This window comes from Streptomyces sp. NPDC006326 (genome assembly GCF_040612915.1).
Lineage (GTDB): Bacteria > Actinomycetota > Actinomycetes > Streptomycetales > Streptomycetaceae > Streptomyces.
Map to the genome: position 1 here is coordinate 198,761 of NZ_JBEXRC010000003.1, position 18,388 is coordinate 217,148.

19 protein-coding genes and 3 pseudogenes are annotated in these 18,388 nt (G+C 70.5%); 7 read left to right on the plus strand and 15 right to left on the minus strand.

The features are described 5' to 3' along the window. Positions 1–73: 73 nt before the first annotated feature. Positions 74–283, minus strand: coding sequence for a heavy-metal-associated domain-containing protein (locus tag ABZ128_RS04110; RefSeq protein WP_356845916.1), 210 nt, complete (start codon positions 281–283; stop codon positions 74–76). A 288-nt stretch (positions 284–571) separates the two neighbouring features. Between ABZ128_RS04110 and ABZ128_RS04115 the strand changes: the two genes are divergently transcribed. Next, positions 572–787: a hypothetical protein gene (locus ABZ128_RS04115; RefSeq protein ID WP_356845917.1), complete on the plus strand. Its 216-nt coding sequence runs from the start codon at positions 572–574 to the stop codon at positions 785–787. Positions 788–813: 26 nt separating this feature from the next. On the opposite strand, the gene ABZ128_RS04120 is transcribed toward ABZ128_RS04115, so the two are convergent. The 9 genes and pseudogenes from ABZ128_RS04120 to ABZ128_RS04160 all read right to left on the minus strand — a co-directional run. Further along, a complete protein-coding gene (locus ABZ128_RS04120; protein WP_356845918.1) occupies positions 814–1,341 on the minus strand; it encodes a copper chaperone PCu(A)C in 528 nt (175 codons plus the stop codon). Continuing rightward, positions 1,338–3,647 (minus strand): heavy metal translocating P-type ATPase, encoded by a 2,310-nt coding sequence (locus tag ABZ128_RS04125; protein WP_356845919.1) that lies wholly within the window; start codon positions 3,645–3,647, stop codon positions 1,338–1,340. Before ABZ128_RS04125 ends, ABZ128_RS04120 begins: the two co-directional genes overlap by 4 nt. Continuing rightward, positions 3,644–3,892: a hypothetical protein gene (locus ABZ128_RS04130; RefSeq protein WP_356845920.1), complete on the minus strand. Its 249-nt coding sequence runs from the start codon at positions 3,890–3,892 to the stop codon at positions 3,644–3,646. Before ABZ128_RS04130 ends, ABZ128_RS04125 begins: the two co-directional genes overlap by 4 nt. A gap of 150 nt (positions 3,893–4,042) precedes the next feature. Continuing rightward, positions 4,043–4,987: a 5'-nucleotidase gene (locus ABZ128_RS04135; RefSeq protein WP_356845921.1), complete on the minus strand. Its 945-nt coding sequence runs from the start codon at positions 4,985–4,987 to the stop codon at positions 4,043–4,045. 163 nt (positions 4,988–5,150) lie between these two features. After that, complete coding sequence (locus ABZ128_RS04140) at positions 5,151–5,990, minus strand: CbtA family protein (RefSeq protein ID WP_356845922.1); 840 nt, start codon at positions 5,988–5,990, stop codon at positions 5,151–5,153. A gap of 13 nt (positions 5,991–6,003) precedes the next feature. Further along, the gene (locus tag ABZ128_RS04145) at positions 6,004–6,231 is read right to left on the minus strand and encodes a CbtB-domain containing protein (RefSeq protein WP_356845923.1); all 228 of its coding nucleotides are present in this window, start codon (positions 6,229–6,231) and stop codon (positions 6,004–6,006) included. Between the two features lie 345 nt (positions 6,232–6,576). Then, a complete protein-coding gene (locus ABZ128_RS04150; protein WP_356845979.1) occupies positions 6,577–7,182 on the minus strand; it encodes a cadmium resistance transporter in 606 nt (201 codons plus the stop codon). 74 nt (positions 7,183–7,256) lie between these two features. Continuing rightward, a pseudogene (locus ABZ128_RS04155) lies at positions 7,257–7,427 on the minus strand (enoyl-CoA hydratase-related protein); the annotation flags it as partial. A 4-nt stretch (positions 7,428–7,431) separates the two neighbouring features. Beyond that, a pseudogene (locus tag ABZ128_RS04160) lies at positions 7,432–7,595 on the minus strand (methylmalonate-semialdehyde dehydrogenase (CoA acylating)); the annotation flags it as partial. On the opposite strand from ABZ128_RS04160, the pseudogene ABZ128_RS04165 reads away from it, so the two are divergent. Further along, a pseudogene (locus ABZ128_RS04165) lies at positions 7,587–7,712 on the plus strand (tRNA (adenosine(37)-N6)-threonylcarbamoyltransferase complex transferase subunit TsaD); the annotation flags it as partial. The pseudogenes ABZ128_RS04160 and ABZ128_RS04165 sit on opposite strands and share 9 nt — an antisense overlap. Positions 7,713–7,732: 20 nt before the next feature. After that, positions 7,733–8,077, plus strand: a complete 345-nt coding sequence (locus tag ABZ128_RS04170; protein ID WP_356845924.1) for a GNAT family N-acetyltransferase — start codon at positions 7,733–7,735, stop codon at positions 8,075–8,077. A gap of 168 nt (positions 8,078–8,245) precedes the next feature. Here ABZ128_RS04170 and ABZ128_RS04175 read toward each other — a convergent pair whose 3' ends face one another. Beyond that, positions 8,246–8,833 (minus strand): hemerythrin domain-containing protein, encoded by a 588-nt coding sequence (locus ABZ128_RS04175; RefSeq protein WP_356845925.1) that lies wholly within the window; start codon positions 8,831–8,833, stop codon positions 8,246–8,248. 11 nt (positions 8,834–8,844) lie between these two features. After that, positions 8,845–10,044: a hypothetical protein gene (locus ABZ128_RS04180; protein WP_356845926.1), complete on the minus strand. Its 1,200-nt coding sequence runs from the start codon at positions 10,042–10,044 to the stop codon at positions 8,845–8,847. 545 nt (positions 10,045–10,589) lie between these two features. Between ABZ128_RS04180 and ABZ128_RS04185 the strand changes: the two genes are divergently transcribed. The 4 genes from ABZ128_RS04185 (at position 10,590) to ABZ128_RS04200 (ending at position 15,509) form a co-directional block, all read left to right on the plus strand. Continuing rightward, positions 10,590–11,756: a DUF1360 domain-containing protein gene (locus ABZ128_RS04185; RefSeq protein ID WP_356845927.1), complete on the plus strand. Its 1,167-nt coding sequence runs from the start codon at positions 10,590–10,592 to the stop codon at positions 11,754–11,756. A 156-nt stretch (positions 11,757–11,912) separates the two neighbouring features. Beyond that, on the plus strand, positions 11,913–12,365 hold the full coding sequence (locus ABZ128_RS04190) for a DUF6098 family protein (protein ID WP_356845928.1): 453 nt from the start codon (positions 11,913–11,915) through the stop codon (positions 12,363–12,365). A 407-nt stretch (positions 12,366–12,772) separates the two neighbouring features. Beyond that, a complete protein-coding gene (locus tag ABZ128_RS04195) occupies positions 12,773–12,967 on the plus strand; it encodes a DUF2795 domain-containing protein (RefSeq protein ID WP_356845929.1) in 195 nt (64 codons plus the stop codon). Positions 12,968–14,270: 1,303 nt separating this feature from the next. Further along, complete coding sequence (locus ABZ128_RS04200) at positions 14,271–15,509, plus strand: PP2C family protein-serine/threonine phosphatase (protein WP_356845930.1); 1,239 nt, start codon at positions 14,271–14,273, stop codon at positions 15,507–15,509. Positions 15,510–15,636: 127 nt separating this feature from the next. Here ABZ128_RS04200 and ABZ128_RS04205 read toward each other — a convergent pair whose 3' ends face one another. The 3 genes from ABZ128_RS04205 to eno all read right to left on the minus strand — a co-directional run bounded on the left by ABZ128_RS04205 (position 15,637) and on the right by eno (position 18,363). Next, positions 15,637–16,470 carry an MBL fold metallo-hydrolase gene (locus ABZ128_RS04205; RefSeq protein WP_356845931.1) on the minus strand — a complete coding sequence of 278 codons (834 nt, stop codon included), beginning with the start codon at positions 16,468–16,470 and terminating at the stop codon, positions 15,637–15,639. Next, positions 16,467–16,889: a hypothetical protein gene (locus tag ABZ128_RS04210; RefSeq protein WP_356845932.1), complete on the minus strand. Its 423-nt coding sequence runs from the start codon at positions 16,887–16,889 to the stop codon at positions 16,467–16,469. Before ABZ128_RS04210 ends, ABZ128_RS04205 begins: the two co-directional genes overlap by 4 nt. Positions 16,890–17,064: 175 nt before the next feature. Beyond that, positions 17,065–18,363 (minus strand): phosphopyruvate hydratase, encoded by a 1,299-nt coding sequence (gene eno, locus ABZ128_RS04215; protein ID WP_356845933.1) that lies wholly within the window; start codon positions 18,361–18,363, stop codon positions 17,065–17,067. Positions 18,364–18,388 lie beyond the last annotated feature (25 nt).

Sequence of the window (18,388 nt, forward strand, 5' to 3'; positions counted from 1 at the left end):
AGGAGTTCCCGGGCTCCGGATCGTTTCTCAAGGGGGTTGAAGTGGGAGCGGTACGCGCAGGCCGTACGGCTGGTCAGCGGGCCGCCGCGACGGAGTAGCCCGCCACGGAAATGGCCTCCCGTATCAGGCGGTCGTCGAGGGAGACACCACTGACGGTGACGGCCTCCCCGGCGAGGTCGACGACGACACCGTCGACCCCGGGTACCTGGGTCACCTCATCGGTGATGTGGTTGACGCAGTTGCCGCAGGTCATGCCAGTGACGCGGTAGCGCTGCTCATCCATGGCTTCTCTCTTTCGTCAGGCCGGTGAGGGCGGAGGCCGGGTGAGCCCAACGGGGTGCAAGCCCTTGGATCACCGGCCTCTCTCAGGTAGTCGTACCGATGTCCCTTCTGGTTTCCGCCACTTCACAGCGGCTGGGAGCAGCGGGAGCACTGCGGCCGTCGGCCGTGCTCCGATCCGGTGCGAGGCCGGTGCTTGCCCGCCTCGCCGAACGGGCATTCCCACCACGTCCGGGACGCGGGTGGCGGGATGCCGTTGCGCTGTCGGACGCGACTACGGAAGGCACCTGAGATGACCGATACCAATTCCCTGGAACCCGTGGCGACGTTCTGCGGCAAGTGCGACTGCGGCTGCCCGCAGTTGTTCGTCGACGAATCCGCCCCGGTGGACCGCCGGGTCGTGATCACCGACGACTTCGGCCAGCGGGTGGAGATGAGCGCCGACCAGTTCGGCTCCCTCGTGGAGGACGCCAAGGCGGGCAAGCTCGACTCCGTCGCAGCGGCCTGACCCGCCGAAGGTCCGGCCCGGACCGTTCAGCTGCCGGGCCGGACCACCAGTGCCACCGCCTCGACGGGGCCGCTGTGCCGGAAGTGGAGCACGAACGGGACGGCGTCGCCCGGCTGCCAGCCCGCCCGTGCCCGCACCATCACGTCGAGATCGAAAGGAGACATGACGAGCGTGCCCCCGGCCGGCAGGCTGACGGGGCCGGTCATCCCCATCGAATGGGCTCCCGTGCCGGCCGTGTCGTGCCTGCTCAGCATCGCCCGTTCCACGGCCGGTGAGGTCACGGAGAGGAGTTCGTCGTCCGCCCCGCCCGCGTTGGAGATCCGGAAGAACGCCGCGGTGTCCGTCTTGCCCGGGTAGGGAGCGAAGACCCGCGCGCCGGTCACCTCGATCCGCGGCGGGCTCCCGGCAGCCCCGGACGAGACCCAGGCGGTCAGTCCGCACAAGGCGGCCAGACAGGCGATCACCGGAACGGCCGCGGCCAAGTAGGCCTCGCGCAGCCGGCCGCGGACCGGGAGCCGGCGCGCTGCTTCGGCCGGTCGGTCGGCAGAGGTCATCGGGCGGAGCCCCCTCGGGCGCGAAGCGGGAGGGACGATCCCCCGCGGTCCGGACTCCATCCCCTGAGGCGAAGGCTGTTGCCCACGACCAGCACCGAGCTGGCCGACATCGCGGCGGCGGCGAACATCGGGCTCAGCCAGCCCACGGCCGCCAGTGGCACGGTGATCAGGTTGTACCCGAAGGCCCACACCAGGTTCGCCCGGATCGTCGCCAGGGCGCGCCGGGCCAGGCGGACCGCGTCGGGCATCGCTTCGATGCCACCGCGTACCAAGGTCACGTCGGCCGCGCCGATGGCGACGTCCGTACCACTGCCCATGGCGATGCCCAGATCCGCGCCCGCGAGCGCAGCGGCGTCGTTCACCCCGTCGCCGATGACGGCGACCCGTCGGCCCTCCGCCTTCAATTGTGCGACGAGTTCGGCCTTTCTCTGCGGGGTGCAACCGGCGTGCAGCCTTGTGATGCCGAGTTCCGCCGCGATCGCGCGGGCAGGCGCCTCACGGTCTCCCGTGGCGAGGATCGGCTCCACTCCGAGCCGGCGCATCCGCTCGACGACCCGGTAGCTTCCCGGCCGCAGGACGTCCCCGAGCGCGAAGAGCGCGAGAGCGGTGCCGTCGACCCGTACGACGACCGGTGTGAGCGCCGCGGATTCCGCCGCGGCCAGTGCCTTCGCCAGTACGTCCGGCAGATCGCCTGCGGGGGAGCCGACCTCGACCACGTGCCCTTCCACCCGGCCGGTCACGCCCGCACCGGGCGTGGCCCGGAAGTCCTCGACCGCTGGCAGCACTTCGTCCGGTAGGGCGTGCCGTGCGTGGACGGCCAGGGCGCGGCCGACAGGGTGCTCGGAGCCCTGCTCGACCGCCCCGGCCAGCCGGAGCACCGCATCGGCGCCGAAACCGTCCGGTGCCACCGTCAGCCGTGCGACGCTCATGGTCCCCGTGGTGAGCGTGCCCGTCTTGTCCAGCACGATCGTGTCGATGCGGCGCAGGGACTCCAGCGCCCGCGGTCCGCGCACCAGAATGCCGAGTTGGGCGCCGCGACCTGTGGCGGCCAGCAGCGCGGTGGGTGTGGCGAGGCCCAGCGCACACGGACAGGCGACGACCAGGACGGCCACCGCCGCCGTGATCGCGGGCTGCCCGTCGGCCCCGGCCCCCAGCCAGAAGCCGAGTACGGTGACGGCGACCGTCACGATGACGGGGACGAAGACCCCCGCCACCGCGTCGGCCAGCCGCTGGGCCGCCGCCTTGCCCGCTTGCGCCTCGGTGACCATACGGGTGATGCGGGCGAGCTGGGTGTCCGCCCCGACGGCGGTGGCCCGGACGACGAGCAGCCCTCCCGCGTTCACCGCCGCGCCCGTCACCCCCTGGCCCGGCCCGACTTCGACGGGATCGCTCTCGCCCGTCACGAGCGAAAGGTCCACGGCGGAACTCCCCGAGACCACCACGCCGTCCGTGGCGATGCGCTCCCCCGGACGGACGATGAACTCCTGCCCCACGTGCAGTCGGTCGACTGGGATGCGCCGCTCCCGCCCGTTCTCGCGCACTGCAACGTCCTTGACGGCCAGGGCGGACAGCGACCGCAGGGCCTCCCCGGTGCCGTGCCGGGCCCGCTCCTCCAGGAATCGTCCCGCCAGCACGAACAGCGGCACGCCGACGGCCGCCTCCAGATAGACGTGCGCGACACCACCGGTGGCCGACGGCCACACGGTGAAGGGCATGCGCATGTGCGGAACTCCCGCACCACCCAGGAACAGTGCGTACACCGACCAGGCGAACGACGCGGCGACCCCGAGTGAGACCAGGGTGTCCATCGTGGCCGCCGAGTGCCGAAGGCCCCGGACGGCACGCTGGTGGAACGGCCAGGCGCTCCAGACGACGACGGGAGCCGCGAGCACCAGGCACAGCCACTGCCAGTTGCGGAACTGGAGGGCAGGGACCATGGACAGGACGAGCACGGGAACGGAGAGCAGCGCGGTGATCAGCAGCCGCTCGTTCTCGCGGCGCCCGTCCCCCTCGGCCGGCGTCGCCTTCGCGTCCTGGCCGCGGGAGGCAGCCGGCGGATCGGGCAGGCCGGCGGTATAGCCGGCCTTCTCCACGGCCGCCACCAGCTCGCCCACCGTGACCTCGGCCGGATGGCGTACGCGGGCCCGGCCCGTCGCCAGATTGACCGTGGCGGTGACACCGGGGATCCGGCCGAGGCGCTTCTCCACACGGTTCACACAGGCCGCGCAGGTCATGCCCTCGACGATCAGGTCGGTGTCGGTCAGGTCATCCGTGCCCGTCACGGCGACCGTCTGACCCGCGGTCATCGCGGCCTTCCCGAATGAGCGCCGCCCGAACCATTGTGGCCGTGGCCGCCGGAACTCCCGTTCTCCACGGGCGTGGTCTCCTCGGCGTGCATGCCGGGCGCGACCGGACCGGCCAGCGAGCCGACCCCGTAGGAGACGGCGAACACCAGGACCAGCAGAGCGAGGAAGCCCGACAGGGCTGGTGGCGGAGCCCAGCGCCTCCGGGAGGGAGGCGTTCCACCGGGAGTCTGCTGCTGTCGGGCCATCGTCACTCCTGCACGGGCTCCTGCCAGGGGCCCCTCGCCTGTGTCCGTTCCGTGCTCGGGCACGGTGACCTGCCCGTGCGAGTGCTCGGGCAGGCGCTTCCTGGCAGGTAGTCGTCGCCACCCGGGCGGGAGTTCCCGACACAGCTGGTCTCATCCAGGCATGCGCGGGAGTGTATTGACGACTCCGAACGGTACGTGGACGCTTGGGGTGGCCGGCGCCGTGCCGTTCAGGTGGGAGACCTGGTCGTCGAAGAAGATGTGCGGATCGAGGGCACGCATCACGGCGGCCTTGTCGATGCCGCCGAGGAAGAACGCCTCGTTGACGCGAAGTCCCCACTGCTTGAGACTCCGCACGGCACGTTCATGCGCGGGGGCGTCCCGGGCGGTGACCAAGGACACCCGGAGGCGGGGCTGATAGGCGGGATCCTTGCGGCGCTCTTCCTCTTCGCGGCGTTGGATGCGGTTGATGCCTGAAAGGAAGTCCTTCAAGGGGCCGGGGTCGTGCGCGGTGGTCGCGTTGAGGACTTCGTGTGCGCGGAACTCGTCGATGCCGGCGGTCTGGTAGATCCGCTCGGACGAGTCGCCGGCCAGTACGCCGTCGAAGTCGAAGGCGATGCGGAGCTCTTGGTCGGCGTCGTCATCGACCCGTTCTGTCTTGAGCACATGCCCCGCCGGCATTCCGTCGGCCACTGCTGCGCGCACGTCCGAACCGTTGGCCGACAGGAACAAGGACATGTTCAGAGCGGGCATGAAGCTGTGTGTCGACCGGCCCTGCCGGAACACGGCCCGGCTGATGTGCAGACCGTGCGCCGCGATGGAACGCATGACGCGGAGCCCGGTGTCCGGGTCGTTGCGCGACAGGATGATGACCTCGACCAGCGGATCGAGGGGCTGTGCGAGGTCGTTCAGCGACAGCAGGCGCCGGACGAAGGGGAAGGCCACGCCCTTGTCCAGGACATCGTCCACGTGGGCCTCTTGGTAGGCGCGATACGCGTCCTCACCCTGCTCCCGGAACACCGCGTCGCAGTCGGTGAGGTCGAACAGGGCGCTGGAGGCGATCCCTATGACGAGGCGGCCGGACAGGTCGTACTTCATCTCGCCCCCTGCTGGCACACGTGCAACATTGCTGGAAAACCTCGTCTACGCCGCCCGTGAGGTCAAGCCTGTCTCGTGGGCGCAACGCCTGAGGGATACGGCCCGGGGCCGGACACGCAATCGTGTCCGGCCCCGGGCCGTCGAGCGCTGGTGTGGATCTGGCTCAGCCGAGAGCCGACGCCGTGCGGGGTGCGGGCGCTTCCGCACTGACGGTGTCGGTGCGGGTGGCCAGCAGTCGCTGGGCGAGGACGCCGAAGACGATGGCGAACACCGCCCACAGCACGACCTGGACGGCGATGGACGCGACCCGGAACTCCCACAGCAGGGCGGCGGGGAACTCGGGCTTGACCGCGTCGGCGTTGTCCGGGAGGACGAGGAAGGCCAGCGCCGTGGCGACGACGAAGCCGGCGCCTGCGGTCAGGGTGGCGTTCCAGTTGCCCAGGCGGGGTGCCAGCCGCCGGCCCAGGATGATCGCGCCGACGCCGAGGAGGACGCTGAGCAGGATCATCAGGAAGAACAGCGTGGTGCGCTGGCCGATGGTGTCCGGGTTGCCGACGGCCGGCGGGGTGGCCGGGTACTTCAGGAACGGCACCAGGTAGACCAGTGCGAACGCGCCGCCGGAAGTGAGGGCGGCCGTGGCCCGCGGGCTGAAGCGGCCGACGCGGTTGAGGGCGAAGGAGAACGCGAGGGAGGCGATGCCGCCCAGCGCGACCCCGTAGACCAGGACGCCGGTGGCGAGTCCGACGGTGGACTGCACGGGCCGGCTGACGAGTTCTTCCTCTTCCTCGGCAGCGGCCGGGGCGTCGCCGCCACCATGACCGCCGTGACCGGCGTGACCGGCCGCGGGGGCGGCTTCCTTGGCGGCGGTGGCCTCTTCGACGGCGATGGAGCCGCGTACGGGCGGCTCACCGACCACGTAGGCGACGGCGAAGGCGAACAGTCCGGCGATCAGGCCCGCGAGCATGCCGCGGACCAGCAGACCTCTGACAGTGGAGGCGTACATGTGCGCGAGCCTCTCAGTGGCAGGGGAAGCCGAGCAGGTGACGGCCGTCGTGCACCCACTCGTGCACGCCCTCGCCGGAGAACACGGCGGTGGCGCCCTGCTCCGCTCCGACGAAGTACAGCGCCACGAGCATCAGCAGGCCCACGAACAGCGCCCAGGGCAGCACGGCCTTGACGGGCAGCGGAGCCGACGGCGAGAGGGTGGTGGTGGGTATGGCAGCGGAAGCGACGGCCTCGGCCATGGTGGAACCTCCTCGGGGAACAACGCGTCCCATGTGGTGGTGCGGGACGACGGTCCTCGGGTCTGACTCGCCGCGCCGCCACCCCGGAAGGGTGCCGTCGCAGCACACAGTGGCGCGACCATGCCGGATTCACACCGGGCTTCCGTCTCGCCGTCGTCGCTATGTGTCGATGTCGCCGTGACGCTACCGCCCGCACGCTGTCCGACCAAGTGGATGAGTCCCTGATCACATGGGACGTCCGAGCCGCGAGACCAGGATGTGCACGTCTCGATCCCTCAGTAGGGACACCTCGGGCAACAGGAGTTCCGGGTCATCGACGACACGACGGTCCGGGGCCTCGACGTGTCACAGGCCGAAAGCGCCGCCTTCGACAAGGATGAGCAGGCCGATGGTGATGAGGACCAGGGGCAGCAGGATGTGGCCCCAGCGGGCAAGGGCCCTCGCGATGACGGGTCGGGTGGCGAAGAACCGGCCGGCGAAGCACCACACGGCCACCAAGGCGAGGAAGACCACGGCATAGACGGCCATCCCGCCGCTCCCGGCGGTGACAAACACGGGCACGTAGACACCGATGTTGTCGCCCCCGTTGGCGAAGGTGACCGCGGCGACCTCCAGCGGGCTGGGGCCGCCCTCCTGGGGCGGTGATTCCTCCTCGTCCGTACTGCCGCCGCGGTGGTCCTTCCACGCCTGCCAGGCGGCTTTGAGACCGAGGGCGAGCGGCAGCAGGCCGAGGTAGGGGACGGCCGACTCCGGAAGGAACGTGGCACCGAACGCGGCGGCCACGGCCACGGCCAGAATGGCGGCGAACCCCAGGTATTGGCCGAGCACGATACGCCGGGTGGAACCGTGGTGGCCGGCGCCCTGGGCGAAGAACAGCGCCAGGATCAGGATGTCGTCGATGTTGGTAACGGTGAACAGCCCGGCGGCCTGCCCGATGATGCCCAGGTCCACGACCAGGTGCCCTCTTCTCCCGTACGGGTGACCCCATGACGTTACCGGGCGCCCGGTCACCGGGTGTGCCGTGCTCAGCCGTGCGTGAAGTGCGGCGGGCGCTTGTCCACGAAGGCAGACATGCCCTCCTTTTGGTCGGCTGTGGCGAACACCGCCTGGAATAGACGGCGTTCGAAGCGGACGCCTTCGGTGAGGGTGGTTTCGAAGGCCCGGTTGACGGCCTCCTTGGCCATCATCGAGACCGGCTTGCGGGGTGATGCCCGCGACGACGCCGAGCGGGCTGCGCAGTGAGTGGACGTCGATGCCGGTGCCCGCGTTGTCGGTGAACTCGCCCTTGAGGAGGTGGGGGATCCCGGCGGCGAACTCGACCACCCTCCAAGCCGGTGTTGAAGGTCGCCGTGGGCGTCGGCGACCTGCTGGTCCGGGTCGGCTCCGACCCCGCCCAGCTCGACATGTCCATCGACCCGTCCGCGCCCCTGGAATACGCTGCCCTGCACCCCGTCGCCGGTATGGCCGCGAGAGTGGTGTGAGCGCCGTGGTGGTGCGTCGGGTGTCCGGCGCTGAACTGCTCGCTCGGCAGGACGGCATACGGCGCGTCCACACGGAGGCCTTCGCCGAGCCGCCGTGGAACGAGGACGGGCGTGCGACGGAACGGTTCCTCCAACGGGTGACCGACGCAGCGCCTCGGCCCGGCCTCGTGGCTGCGCTCGCTTTCGACGGTGCGGCGGTGATCGGCCTCGCGACGGCCTGTCCCACCCCCCCCCCGCAGTTCCCGTCCGGCCGCTGCTACCCACAGGTCGCCGCCACGCTCCGCGCCGAGGCGGCACGCGGCCGGGGCGTGGGCGCCGCACTGCTCGACGCCGTCACGGCCGACGCCCCGGGCGATCGGTGCTAGCTGCTGACCGGTCCGCGCCCCCGACGCCCTTGGCCTTCTACAGGGACGCCCACCCGGACCCGACGCTGCTGCTCGTCACACTCCTCCAGGCCGGCGCGGCCCTCGGGCCTCCGCTTCGGGCGCCCGAAGCGCCGCACCGGCCGCCCGACCACCGACTCGCTGAAGACGTCAGTGCTTCCCGGTGGCTTTGCGGACGGCGTCCCGGGTGCGGTCCACCAGTGCCACGACCGGTCCCAGTGCCGCGTTCGCGGTGCCGGACTCGATGCCGGGGTGCGGCCGGGTGGGGGCCATGGCCTCGGCGGCTTTGACGGCCTTGGCCATCGCGGCCAGCTCGGTGACGTCGGTGCTCCGCCGGATGTGGATGAACTCGTAGCGCTCCTCGGCGCGGGCGTGCGCCTGTACGTCCGCCCTCAGCCTCATGAACCGGGGCATGAACGTCGGGTCGTCGGTGTCCAGGTTGTCAAGTTCGGCCAGTGTCTCCTTGGCCGCCTTCTCCTCGGCGAGGCGGTCCTCCACGACCTGCGCTCCGCCCGCCAGAGCACGGGCGAAGGGGTGCACGACCTCCTCCTCCGCCGTCTCGTGCACGGCGAGCAGGCGTACGAGACGGCGGAAGGCGTCGCGCCGCTCCTCGCCGTCCGAGGCTTCCACCTCGTCGAAGAGATTGCGGATGTCGCCGTGCTGGCGCATGAGCAGCGCCACCACATCGGTGTCGGACGCCTGGTCGTCCGCGGCCTGCGGGGTCTGGAGCTCGGACATGTGGCTGGGCCTCACTTCTCGCGCATCGCAGGGTCGGGGTGCTCGCCCTCGGACTGGACGCGGTACTCGCGACCGAACATCGCGTCGTGCTCCGCCATCACGCGCTCGCTCGGGGGCTCGTCGCCCCCGTGGATCTGCTCCTGCATCTTCTCGAACCGCTCGTGGGCCTCGCGGACGTAGCCGGCGCCGAGGGTGGTGAGGTCCATCTGGGTGGCGAGGAGTTCGCGCAGGTACTGCTTGTTGGGCTCGAAGGTGAGCACGTTCGGCAGTTCCGGCGCCAGGATCTCCGCCGGATCCTTGCCGTCGATCCGGCGCATCAGGTCACACGCCGTGTGGAGGTGCTCCAGCTCCATGTTCAGGTGCAGCTCCCACACCGCCTTCACCTTGGGGTCGCTCTCCTGCTCCATGAAGGAGTGGTAGAGGTAGCACTCGTTGTACTCGTGGGTGACCAACTGCTCCCACCACGTCTCACCAGGGTCCACCAGGGATTCGTAGTGGGTGACGTGCTCCTCCTCGATGAGGCCGATCTCCTGGTAGAGCCGGCGGGCGATCGGCTCCATGTAGGTGGGGCCGGTGTTCATGTAGAAGTTCATCGTCTGCTGTTCCGCGGACAGGATGGTCAGCGCATGCAGCTTCGACAGCGGATCGGTCCCGTCCTTCTCGTACGGGTCACGCACGTTGTCGAAGGCGTCGCGGTGGTGGAACTTCGTCGGCCGGCCCGGCATGACCTCGGTGAGCCCGTCGACGATCGCCTCCGCCTTGCGGTGCTCGATCATCTCGTACAGGTTCGCGTACCGGTAGAGATGGTCGAAGTCCTCCAAGACCCCGAACTGGTACGCCTGCTGCAGGTACGGATCCGGCTCCATCCGCGCCACCCACGACGTCAGGTCCACTGCCACCTGCTCGTACGCGATCGTCGTCTCCAGCACCGACGACACCCCCGGCAGCAGCCAGTTCACCACCTTCTGCTGCTGCGCCTCGATGTAGCGGGTCCGGGCGAGCTGCCGCTTGATGTCCGGGTCAACCGTGTTGCGGGCGAGGTTGTGGCTGAAGAGGATCGCCTCGACCTCGATCCCGTTCATCGTGATGATCCGGCACCGGGTGTACGGGTCGCACCGGTCGGGGTCGATCGGCTTCACGTTCAGCTCGCGCCAGTTGCGCAGTTGACGGTCCAGCGGAATGCCCCGCTGCTCCAGCGGATTGAAGGTCATGGAGTCTCCTGACAACGGGACGCGGGACACGGGACACGGGAGCGCGCAGCCGCGCATACCCCGCCAGACGCGGACGCGGGGCCCTCCGGAGTCTGTCCGCCCCCGGCGGGTTTCCGGCCACCGCTCGCTGCCGGCGGCGGCGTGTTCCCCCGACCGGCTCAGCCGGGCCGACCATTGCACCGCCCGCGTCGAGGTGGAGTGAGCGAAGGTCGCGCAGGAGGAGCAGGCGGGGGCTCGGGGCGGTGCCCCCTCCGCCGCGCAGGTCGAGACCGTAGGGGGCTGGGCGGCATCCGCGATGGGTCGGCGTGCTCGACGCTCCAGCGGGCGAGGTCGGTGGTGACGTGGTGGATCTCGTGTCCGGTGCGGTGGCGGTCGGCGACCGCGATCTGCATCGGGTTGATGCCCTTCGGCCTGAGGGCTCCGCGCCCCGCTCGTCACCGCCACATGAGTCGGACGTGAAGGGGCATGCGCTGCGCATGGACCCCCACCATCTGTATGCGCGGAATGCTCCCCGATCTTCCCCTGCGGCGCGCCGCAGGCGGACGGTGCCGGTCAGGCTGGTCGGCGCGCTGGCCCGTACGGTCGCACGGGTGCGGGGGCGTCCGGCCCTCCACCCCGGCGGCTTGCTGGTGAGCGGCTTCGTGGACGTTCAGCCGGATGCCGCCAAGCCCTGGTCGGTGCCGTTCCTCGACCGGCCCGGTCGCTACGAGGCGGTCGTGCGCTGGTCGCGGGCTGCGGGGCTGCCCGGTCCCCTCCCCGACGGCATGGGGCTCGCGGTACATGTGATCGACGCGGGTACCGACCCCCCGGGCCGGGAGTTCGATCTGCTCCTCACCTCCAGCGGCACCTCCCGGTTCGCCCGGCACCTGCCGCTGCCCCGCCTGCGGGGAGACGTTCCGTACAGCACTCTCACCGGTTACTGCTTCCCGGACCGGGAGCGCGTCATCGCAGCCTTCCCGGCCGAGCGCGGGCGCCGCCTGCCGACCGGTGGGCCGGCGCTCACCGCGGAGCTGCGCGAGCGGCCGGTGCGCTTCCGGCTGTGCGCCGCCGCCGACGGCGAGCCCTGGCGGCCTTTCGCCACACTCACCCTCCACCCCGAACCACCGGCGGCCTCCCGCACCCCGCACGGCTTCGACCCCTACGGCGCCTGCCTGCCGGACCTGCGCCCCAGCCCCCGACTGCGGAGGCTCCGTCAAGCCGCCTACGCCGGCTCGCGCGAGGGCCGCGCGGCAGCCCGCGGTGACGAGGACGAGGCGTCCACGGGTCGGGTGGCCGCCCTGGCCGCTTTCGGCGCCTATGCCGGCTGCTGGGCCCTGCTGGTACGCCGCCGTGGTTCGGTCGGCGCGCACCCCGTTTCGGTGTACGAAGTGCTGCTGACGGGGACGGCGACGTTCCGGCTGAGCCGCCTGATCACAAAGGCCAAGGTCACCCGTCCGCTTCGGGCCCCGTTCACCGACGTGGAGGAGGCCGGAGCACCGGCTGAACTCAACGAAGTACCCAAGCACAGCCATCCGGCTCTGGGCGAGCTTCTGAGCTGCCCGTTCTGCCTCAGCGTGTGGGTCGCCACCTCGCTCACCGGTGCGCGCATGCTCTTCCCCAGGGCCACCTCTGCCGTCGTCCGGACAGCGGCGGCGGTCGCCGTCTCCGACGCCCTGCAGATCGGCTACTCCGCTCTCGTAAGCCGGGCCGAGGCCGCCGACCGATCCCGTTGACCTTGACGCGCGCCGCGGCACCCTCCGCGGTGTGACGGGCAGGCGCAGCGCAGGAGCGAGACCGTCCCAGCACGGCTGATCAGGCCTCCAGCGGCGCCTCTCCCGTCACCCCATGCACATACGCGTGGCATGCGCGAAGGCGGGTAGCCGCCCACCATGAAGGGCAGCCAGGACTGGAGGCAGATGGCGGTCATCGGGTCGCTCGACGAGCTGACGGACCTGCTCGCCAGTCGGCAGGGCCTGTACGTGCGCTGGTCGCTGGGCCCGCACGCCGACCTCCCCGTCCCGTCGAGCCGGGACGCGCTCACCGGTGTCGAGCTGCCAGGGCTCTCCGCGAACCCTTTGGACGTCGAAGAGTGGTGGGGCGAGCGGCCGCTCCGCACGTGGGCCGCCCGCCGCCTCTACGACTACTCGCACCTGCCGCACGTCAAGGACGGGCGGGTGAGGCCATGGCTGCTACACGGTACGGAAGCCGGCCGCGGGCCCGACAACGAACCCCTGGTGCGGGACGTGCTGCCGATCGGATGGGTCGACCAGGCAGTCATCACCGAGGCCGAAGAGGAGATCGAACAGCAGCAAGGCGCATGGGGACCCCTTGACCGCCACTGAACGAAGGACAACGCCCACCGCGAAAGGAACGAGACCATGGGTGATGCTCAACAACCCGAGGCACGACGCAGCGGAAAGGGTGCTGCGACCCCCCAGGAAAGCAGGCACCTCAAGGCCGCCCAGCCGCAGAATCCGAAGAAGTCGGGTGGCAGCGAGGAAGACCGGAAGCAGACGGGTGGCCCCACGCCGCCCGAACAGAGCCCTGACCACCCGTGACGGTGGCGATCGACTGAGGAGGCACCCCGGGGCTTGCGCGGCTGGTGTACGCGCTCATCAGAGGGAAGTCCGGTGGAACCCGAATGGCTCGGAATACGGCGGGGTACCCCTGGCCAGGCCGTTGAAAAGCACGAAGTCGCCATGCCGTATGCAGGCCGGCCGGCATGGACCATCGGAAAGGTGACCGACACATGGCAGACGTCAACCCCATCGAAGTACAGAAGGCGCTCAAGGGGGCGGAGTACCCGGCGAAGCGGGACGATCTCGTGAAACTGGCGGAGAAGAACGGCGCCGGCCAGGACATCACCCAGGAACTCGCCTCCTCCTCCAAGGACCGGTTCGACGGTCCCGACGACGTCCAGCGGTCGGTGTTCGGCCGCGGATAACCAAGACGGCCATGGGTGAGATGCCGGGCTCCGTCGGTGCGCGCCTTTGACGGCCGCCCGCCGGGGCCCGCGCACCGCGGCACCGCCTGCCAGACGACGACGTCACCCATGACCGGCGGGGCCCGCCGCCTCGGGGTCACAGCCGGATGGCGGGGTCAGCCGTTGAGGCTGCTGGAGTACACGTACCGCCGGGACCACCTGGCTCACGACCGTCGAGGGGCCTGCTCGCCCGTCGGGCGTGGGTTCCCCTCACGTGCGCTGGTCGCTGGATGGCCCCCCCCGATCTGAGTGGTCGCTTCACCCCGGGACGTCCGGCCCTCGTGCGCTTAAGACGGTGCAGGACGGAAAGGCGCAGTGTGCACCGGACACAGCGGAGAACCGATGCCTGAGAGGAGGGTCGGAAGTGATGCAGCGTTCGGGAAAGAGAGACGAGGGCAGGACTGGCAAGTCGCCGCTGGAGCAAGTCACCGGCGAGAACGACGTAACCCCCGAGGAGGAGCGTGGCGGCCGTTCACCGGCGGGCGGGCGCAGCCGGAGCTCCGAGCAAGCGGGTGACCGGAGGAAGGAAGGGCGAGACGAGAGGGCGGACGAGAGGGCGCAAGGGCCCGGCCGTCCAGGCCACGCGTAAGCGCGCTCCGCGCATCGCCCCGGCTACGAGCTGGCCCTCACGGGGGCCTTCGCCAGGTGCCGCGGCCAGTTGCTCTGCGTCGCAGTCGAAGGGGCACGACGTACCAGCACAGGACGAACCAGAGCATCACCGTGGCGACGATGATCTCCGCGAGAGCACGGGGCAGGACGATGTCCAGGATGAGCAGGAGCGTGCAGGCGATGGTCTTGGAGGATCTCCGCCCACCGTCGGTTGATCCGCTCCCGCGGGCCTTCCGGCGGACCGGCCGGCAGAAGCGGAGGGCTTTCGGGTCCTCCGTCGCTTCCTTGAGGGCGCCCTGGGCTCTGTGCTGTCGGTGACGGCGTGGTTGTGGGAGGCTGGAAGGGATCGACCAGCCTGCTTCTGCCGATCGGAGGCTGCGCGCTGGACGTCATCGATCTCGGACACCGGCGTTGTTGTCGCGGGCGCGCGGGCGGTTCTGCGTCCTGCTACGCCATGGAAGGTGCCCGATCGGCGCCGCCTACACCCATCGTGTGAGGATCCCATGATCACAGGGAGCGCACCAGTGTGGCTGTGGCGAGTTGCATCCACTGGGCTTTCCGTAGGGGTCGGCGTCAGAGGGAGTTGCCCGTCATGACGGGCCGCGGCACGAGTGGTCGGACATTGGCACTGGGCACCGAAAGCAGGTCCTGCCGCATGCAGGAACTGCTGGGCGGCCTGCTCCTGGCCAGTCACCTGATGCCCTGGGCCGAGCTGCCGACTCAGGTTGCGGCCCACGCGGGCCGAGCCGGGTTCCAGGACGCGGCGATCTACCTCTGTGACCTTCAGGAGGACGTGCTGCGGCGGCTGACCGGCAAGGGCTTCACCGGCGGAGAAGACGCCCCGGCCGACGAGGACGAGTTGCAGGTGGCCGGAACGATGGCCGGGAGGTGCTTCCAGCTCGGCCGACTGCTGCCGCTCCCGCACGAAGGACCGGACGGTGTGACGTGGTGGGTGCCTCTGCTGGACGGTACCGAACGGCTGGGCGTGCTGAGGGTGGCGACGCCCGTCGATGACGAAGAGACGGGCGAGGACCTGAAACGTCTTGCGGCTCTGGTGGCGCTGCTGGTGGTGAGCAAGCGCGGTTCCAGCGACGCTCATGCCCGTCTGGTGCGAACCCGGAAGATGAATGTGGCCGCCGAGATGCAGTGGCATCTCTTGCCTGCGACGACCTACGCGGACCCCCACGTAGTGATCAGCGCCGCTGTGGAGCCGGCCTACGAGATCGGCGGGGACGCCTTCGACTACGCGCTCGCCGATGACGTCGTCCACCTCGGAATCTTCGACGCGATGGGCCACGACACGTCGGCCGGCATTACCGCGAACCTCGCCGTCGCCGCCTGCCGCAACAACCGGCGCCAGGGCCACGGCCTCGTAGAGACGACGGTCGCGATCGAGCAGACCCTCCTGGAGGAGTTCGGGAGGCTGCGGTTCGTGACCGCGATCCTCGCCGACCTCAGTACGACCACTGGGGTTTTCTCATGGGTCAACCGCGGCCACCATCCACCGGTGGTCATTCGGGGCGGCCGGTGGACGACCGGACTGCGGTGCCCGCCCGCCCACCCCATGGGCACCGACCTCGGCCTGGAACCCGTCCTGTGCCGTGAGCAACTGGAGCCCGGCGACCGGATCGTCCTCTACACCGACGGCATCACCGAAGCCCGCAACAAGGACGGCCGTGAATTCGGACTCGACGGCTTCATGGACTTCCTCATCCGTCACCAGGCCGACGGCCTTCCCGTTCCGGAGACGCTGCGCCGCCTGATACGGGCGATCCTGGGACACCACGACGGGCGTCTCGCAGACGACGCCACCGTCCTGGTCGCCGAGTGGCTCGGACCCGACGGCATGAAGTCCCGAGCTCGTGACCGTGTGGGGCTGCCCTTCCGCGGCTGACGCTGGTGCCGGTCCGGCATCTCGCCACGAACTGTGGTCGGGAGTGAAAAGCGGACCGCAGCACCCCTGGTCGTCGGATCGAGCGCCAACGGCCGATACCGATGCGCAGGGGCCTGTACGCGTCACGTCACGGAGAAGGGTTCTGAGCCGTGAGGACGGTCGTACCGCCAGGCCGACAGTGCACGAGGCGGTCGGCGATCCCCTCCCGCCGGGCGGCATCGAGGAAGGCGGACAGAGGCGACTTCATCACCGTGTATTCCTCGTAGTGCACGGGCATCAGGCGAGCCGGGTCCAGTCGGCGGGCGAGCTCGATGCCCTGCTCGGCGTCCATGGTGACCAGGAGACCGCCGGGCAGGGTCGTCCCTCCCAGGTGGAGCACCGCGAGGTCGATGCCGGGGAAGCGCCGGGGGATATCGTTCAGCCCGTCGAAGACCAGCGTGTCCCCGGTGAGGTACAGGTGGATGCGCGCGGGTCCGCCGACCGGTCCGAATTGGAGGAGCGAGCCCATGACGGGCGGCAGCAGCCGCCGCAGCAGCGGGTTGCCGGCATGCCGGGCCGGCAGGGCGGTGACCCGGACCTCACTGTCCGCTCCGCCGATGAGTGCTTCCTGCCACGTTGCCAGGCCCCGGACGCGACGGAAACCGTGGACCGCGCTCAAGCGCCGGGCCGCGTGCGGCGTGGTGAAGACCGGAACGCTGTGGTCCAAACGGCGTCGCGCCACACGGTCGAAGTGGTCGCCGTGCAGGTGCGACAGTACGACCGCGTCCAGAGCGGGCAGCGCATCGGCTTCCCGGGACGGATCGTGCAGGCGGCGGCTCACCAGTCCGTTGCCCAGATAGGCGTACTGGCCCTTGTGCAGGAAGTTGGGGTCGGTCAGCACCGTCATGGCGCCGTACCGCAGCAAAAGCGTGGCATTGCCGATGAACTCGATCTCCAGACGGTCTTCGCGGGGCCCGTTCATGCCGTGCCTCGCCAGGCCGGCGCCTTCGACGTCGTCCGATGGCGGGCGCGGTCCGCCCCCGCGCCGCCCTTCGACCGCGCGGCCCACCAGGCCACCAGCCACGCCGCCTCCTTGGCCGCATCCCACAGGTACGTGGCCGGAATGCGGCGGCGCGGTACGTAGATCAGGTCGATGGCGAGGAACGTCACCGCTGTGCCGATGCCGGTGCGCCGGGCGTGGCGGACCCCCTCGGTACCCGCGTCCGCCAACAGCATGGTGATGCCCGCCGACGCCAGGAGAGCGCCGCTCGTCTTCTGCAGCCACCCGTCGGTTTTGGGCCCGTAAATGCGTTCGAATGTCCGCAGTGAGACCAGCGGCCACAGACCGCCCGCCAGGTTGAACAGTCCTTGGGCTCGCGCGATGGTCACGGGACGGGGCATGACCGCCTCCTCCGGATCGGTTCCCCCCGTCTACGGCTGCCCCGGACCGGGCCCTCCACACCGGTTGCGCCACCCACGGCACATCGATCGCCTTTGGGGGTCGGTGACGGGCGTGACCGCCTGCGGCCCGCCTCCCCGCTGACCGGTGATCCAGAGCCGCGCCCGCCGGAGTGCCTCAGGCTGCGGGCGGGGCGGCGTATCCGTACATCGCGGAGGCGCCCAGTTCCTCCTCGATCCGGATGAGCTGGTTGTACTTGGCCGTGCGGTCCGACCGGGACAGGGAGCCGGTCTTGATCTGTCCGCAGCCCGTGGCGACGGCCAGGTCCGCGATGGTCGTGTCTTCCGTCTCGCCGGAGCGGTGCGACATGACCGCCGCCCATCCGGCCCGCCGCGCCGCGCCCACCGTGCCGAGCGCCTCGGTCAGCGTGCCGATCTGGTTGACCTTGATCAGGACGGCGTTCCCCACCCCCGTGCGGATGCCTTCGCGTACCAGGGCCTCGTTGGTGCAGAACACGTCGTCGCCGGTCAGCTGGCACCTGTCCCCGACCCGCGCGGTCAGCTCGCGCCATCCGTCGAGGTCGTCCTCGGCCATCGGGTCCTCCACCGAGACGACCGGGTACGCGTCGATCAGCTTGGCGAGGTAGTCGACCTGTTCCGCGGACGTACGCCGCACGCCCTCTCCCGCGTACGCGTACACGCCGTCGCGGTAGAACTCCGAGGACGCCGGGTCCATGACGAGGCCGATGTCCGCGCCGGGCCGGTACCCGGTCCGCTCGATCGCGGCCATGACGAAGTCGAGCGCCTCCTCGGCCGTACGCAGCGCGGGCGCGAAGCCGCCCTCGTCGCCGACGCCCGTGGAGTGGCCCGCGGCCAGCAGGTCGCGGCGGAGCGTGTGGAAGACCTCGGAGCCCATCCGGACGGCCTCCGCGAAGGACCCCGCACCCACCGGCGCGATCATGAACTCCTGGAAGTCCAGCGGATTGTCGGCGTGGGCGCCGCCGTTGACGATGTTCATCATCGGCACCGGAAGCACGCGGGCGTCGGCCCCGCCGAGGTAGCGGTACAGCGGCTGGCGGTGCGAGAGGGCGGCGGCCTTCGCGGTGGCGAGGGAGACGCCGAGCAGGGCGTTGGCACCGAGCCGGGCCTTGGTGGGCGTGCCGTCGAGCAGGGCGAGCGCGGCGTCGAGGCCGGCCTGGTCGTCGGCGTCGCGCCCGGTGACGGCATCCGCGATCTCGCCCTTCACATGGGCCACGGCACGGTCGACGCCCTTGCCGTGCCAACGCCGGGGGTCGCTGTCGCGCAGCTCCACCGCTTCACGGGCGCCGGTGGAGGCGCCGGAGGGCACGGCGGCGCGGCCCAGGGACCCGTCGGCGAGGACGACGTCCACTTCGACGGTGGGATTGCCGCGGCTGTCGAGGACGGCTCGGGCGGTGACGCCGCGGATGGTGGTCGGCTCGACTGTGAATGCGGGCATGGGAGTTCCTCCCCGTAGTCGCCTG

What these genes read in the sequence shown, in the direction of transcription:
- ABZ128_RS04115 (WP_356845917.1), top strand. Translation starts at nt 572, where the DNA reads ATGACCGATACCAATTCCCTGGAACCCGTGGCGACGTTCTGCGGCAAG.
- ABZ128_RS04120 (WP_356845918.1), bottom strand. Translation starts at nt 1,341, where the DNA reads ATGACCTCTGCCGACCGACCGGCCGAAGCAGCGCGCCGGCTCCCGGTC.
- ABZ128_RS04210 (WP_356845932.1), bottom strand. Translation starts at nt 16,889, where the DNA reads ATGCCCCGTCCCGTGACCATCGCGCGAGCCCAAGGACTGTTCAACCTG.
- ABZ128_RS04195 (WP_356845929.1), top strand. Translation starts at nt 12,773, where the DNA reads ATGGCAGACGTCAACCCCATCGAAGTACAGAAGGCGCTCAAGGGGGCG.
- ABZ128_RS04145 (WP_356845923.1), bottom strand. Translation starts at nt 6,231, where the DNA reads ATGGCCGAGGCCGTCGCTTCCGCTGCCATACCCACCACCACCCTCTCG.
- ABZ128_RS04125 (WP_356845919.1), bottom strand. Translation starts at nt 3,647, where the DNA reads ATGACCGCGGGTCAGACGGTCGCCGTGACGGGCACGGATGACCTGACC.
- ABZ128_RS04135 (WP_356845921.1), bottom strand. Translation starts at nt 4,987, where the DNA reads ATGAAGTACGACCTGTCCGGCCGCCTCGTCATAGGGATCGCCTCCAGC.
- ABZ128_RS04175 (WP_356845925.1), bottom strand. Translation starts at nt 8,833, where the DNA reads ATGTCCGAGCTCCAGACCCCGCAGGCCGCGGACGACCAGGCGTCCGAC.
- eno (WP_356845933.1), bottom strand. Translation starts at nt 18,363, where the DNA reads ATGCCCGCATTCACAGTCGAGCCGACCACCATCCGCGGCGTCACCGCC.
- ABZ128_RS04130 (WP_356845920.1), bottom strand. Translation starts at nt 3,892, where the DNA reads ATGGCCCGACAGCAGCAGACTCCCGGTGGAACGCCTCCCTCCCGGAGG.
- ABZ128_RS04205 (WP_356845931.1), bottom strand. Translation starts at nt 16,470, where the DNA reads ATGAACGGGCCCCGCGAAGACCGTCTGGAGATCGAGTTCATCGGCAAT.
- ABZ128_RS04200 (WP_356845930.1), top strand. Translation starts at nt 14,271, where the DNA reads ATGCAGGAACTGCTGGGCGGCCTGCTCCTGGCCAGTCACCTGATGCCC.
- ABZ128_RS04180 (WP_356845926.1), bottom strand. Translation starts at nt 10,044, where the DNA reads ATGACCTTCAATCCGCTGGAGCAGCGGGGCATTCCGCTGGACCGTCAA.
- ABZ128_RS04190 (WP_356845928.1), top strand. Translation starts at nt 11,913, where the DNA reads ATGAAGGGCAGCCAGGACTGGAGGCAGATGGCGGTCATCGGGTCGCTC.
- ABZ128_RS04110 (WP_356845916.1), bottom strand. Translation starts at nt 283, where the DNA reads ATGGATGAGCAGCGCTACCGCGTCACTGGCATGACCTGCGGCAACTGC.
- ABZ128_RS04140 (WP_356845922.1), bottom strand. Translation starts at nt 5,990, where the DNA reads ATGTACGCCTCCACTGTCAGAGGTCTGCTGGTCCGCGGCATGCTCGCG.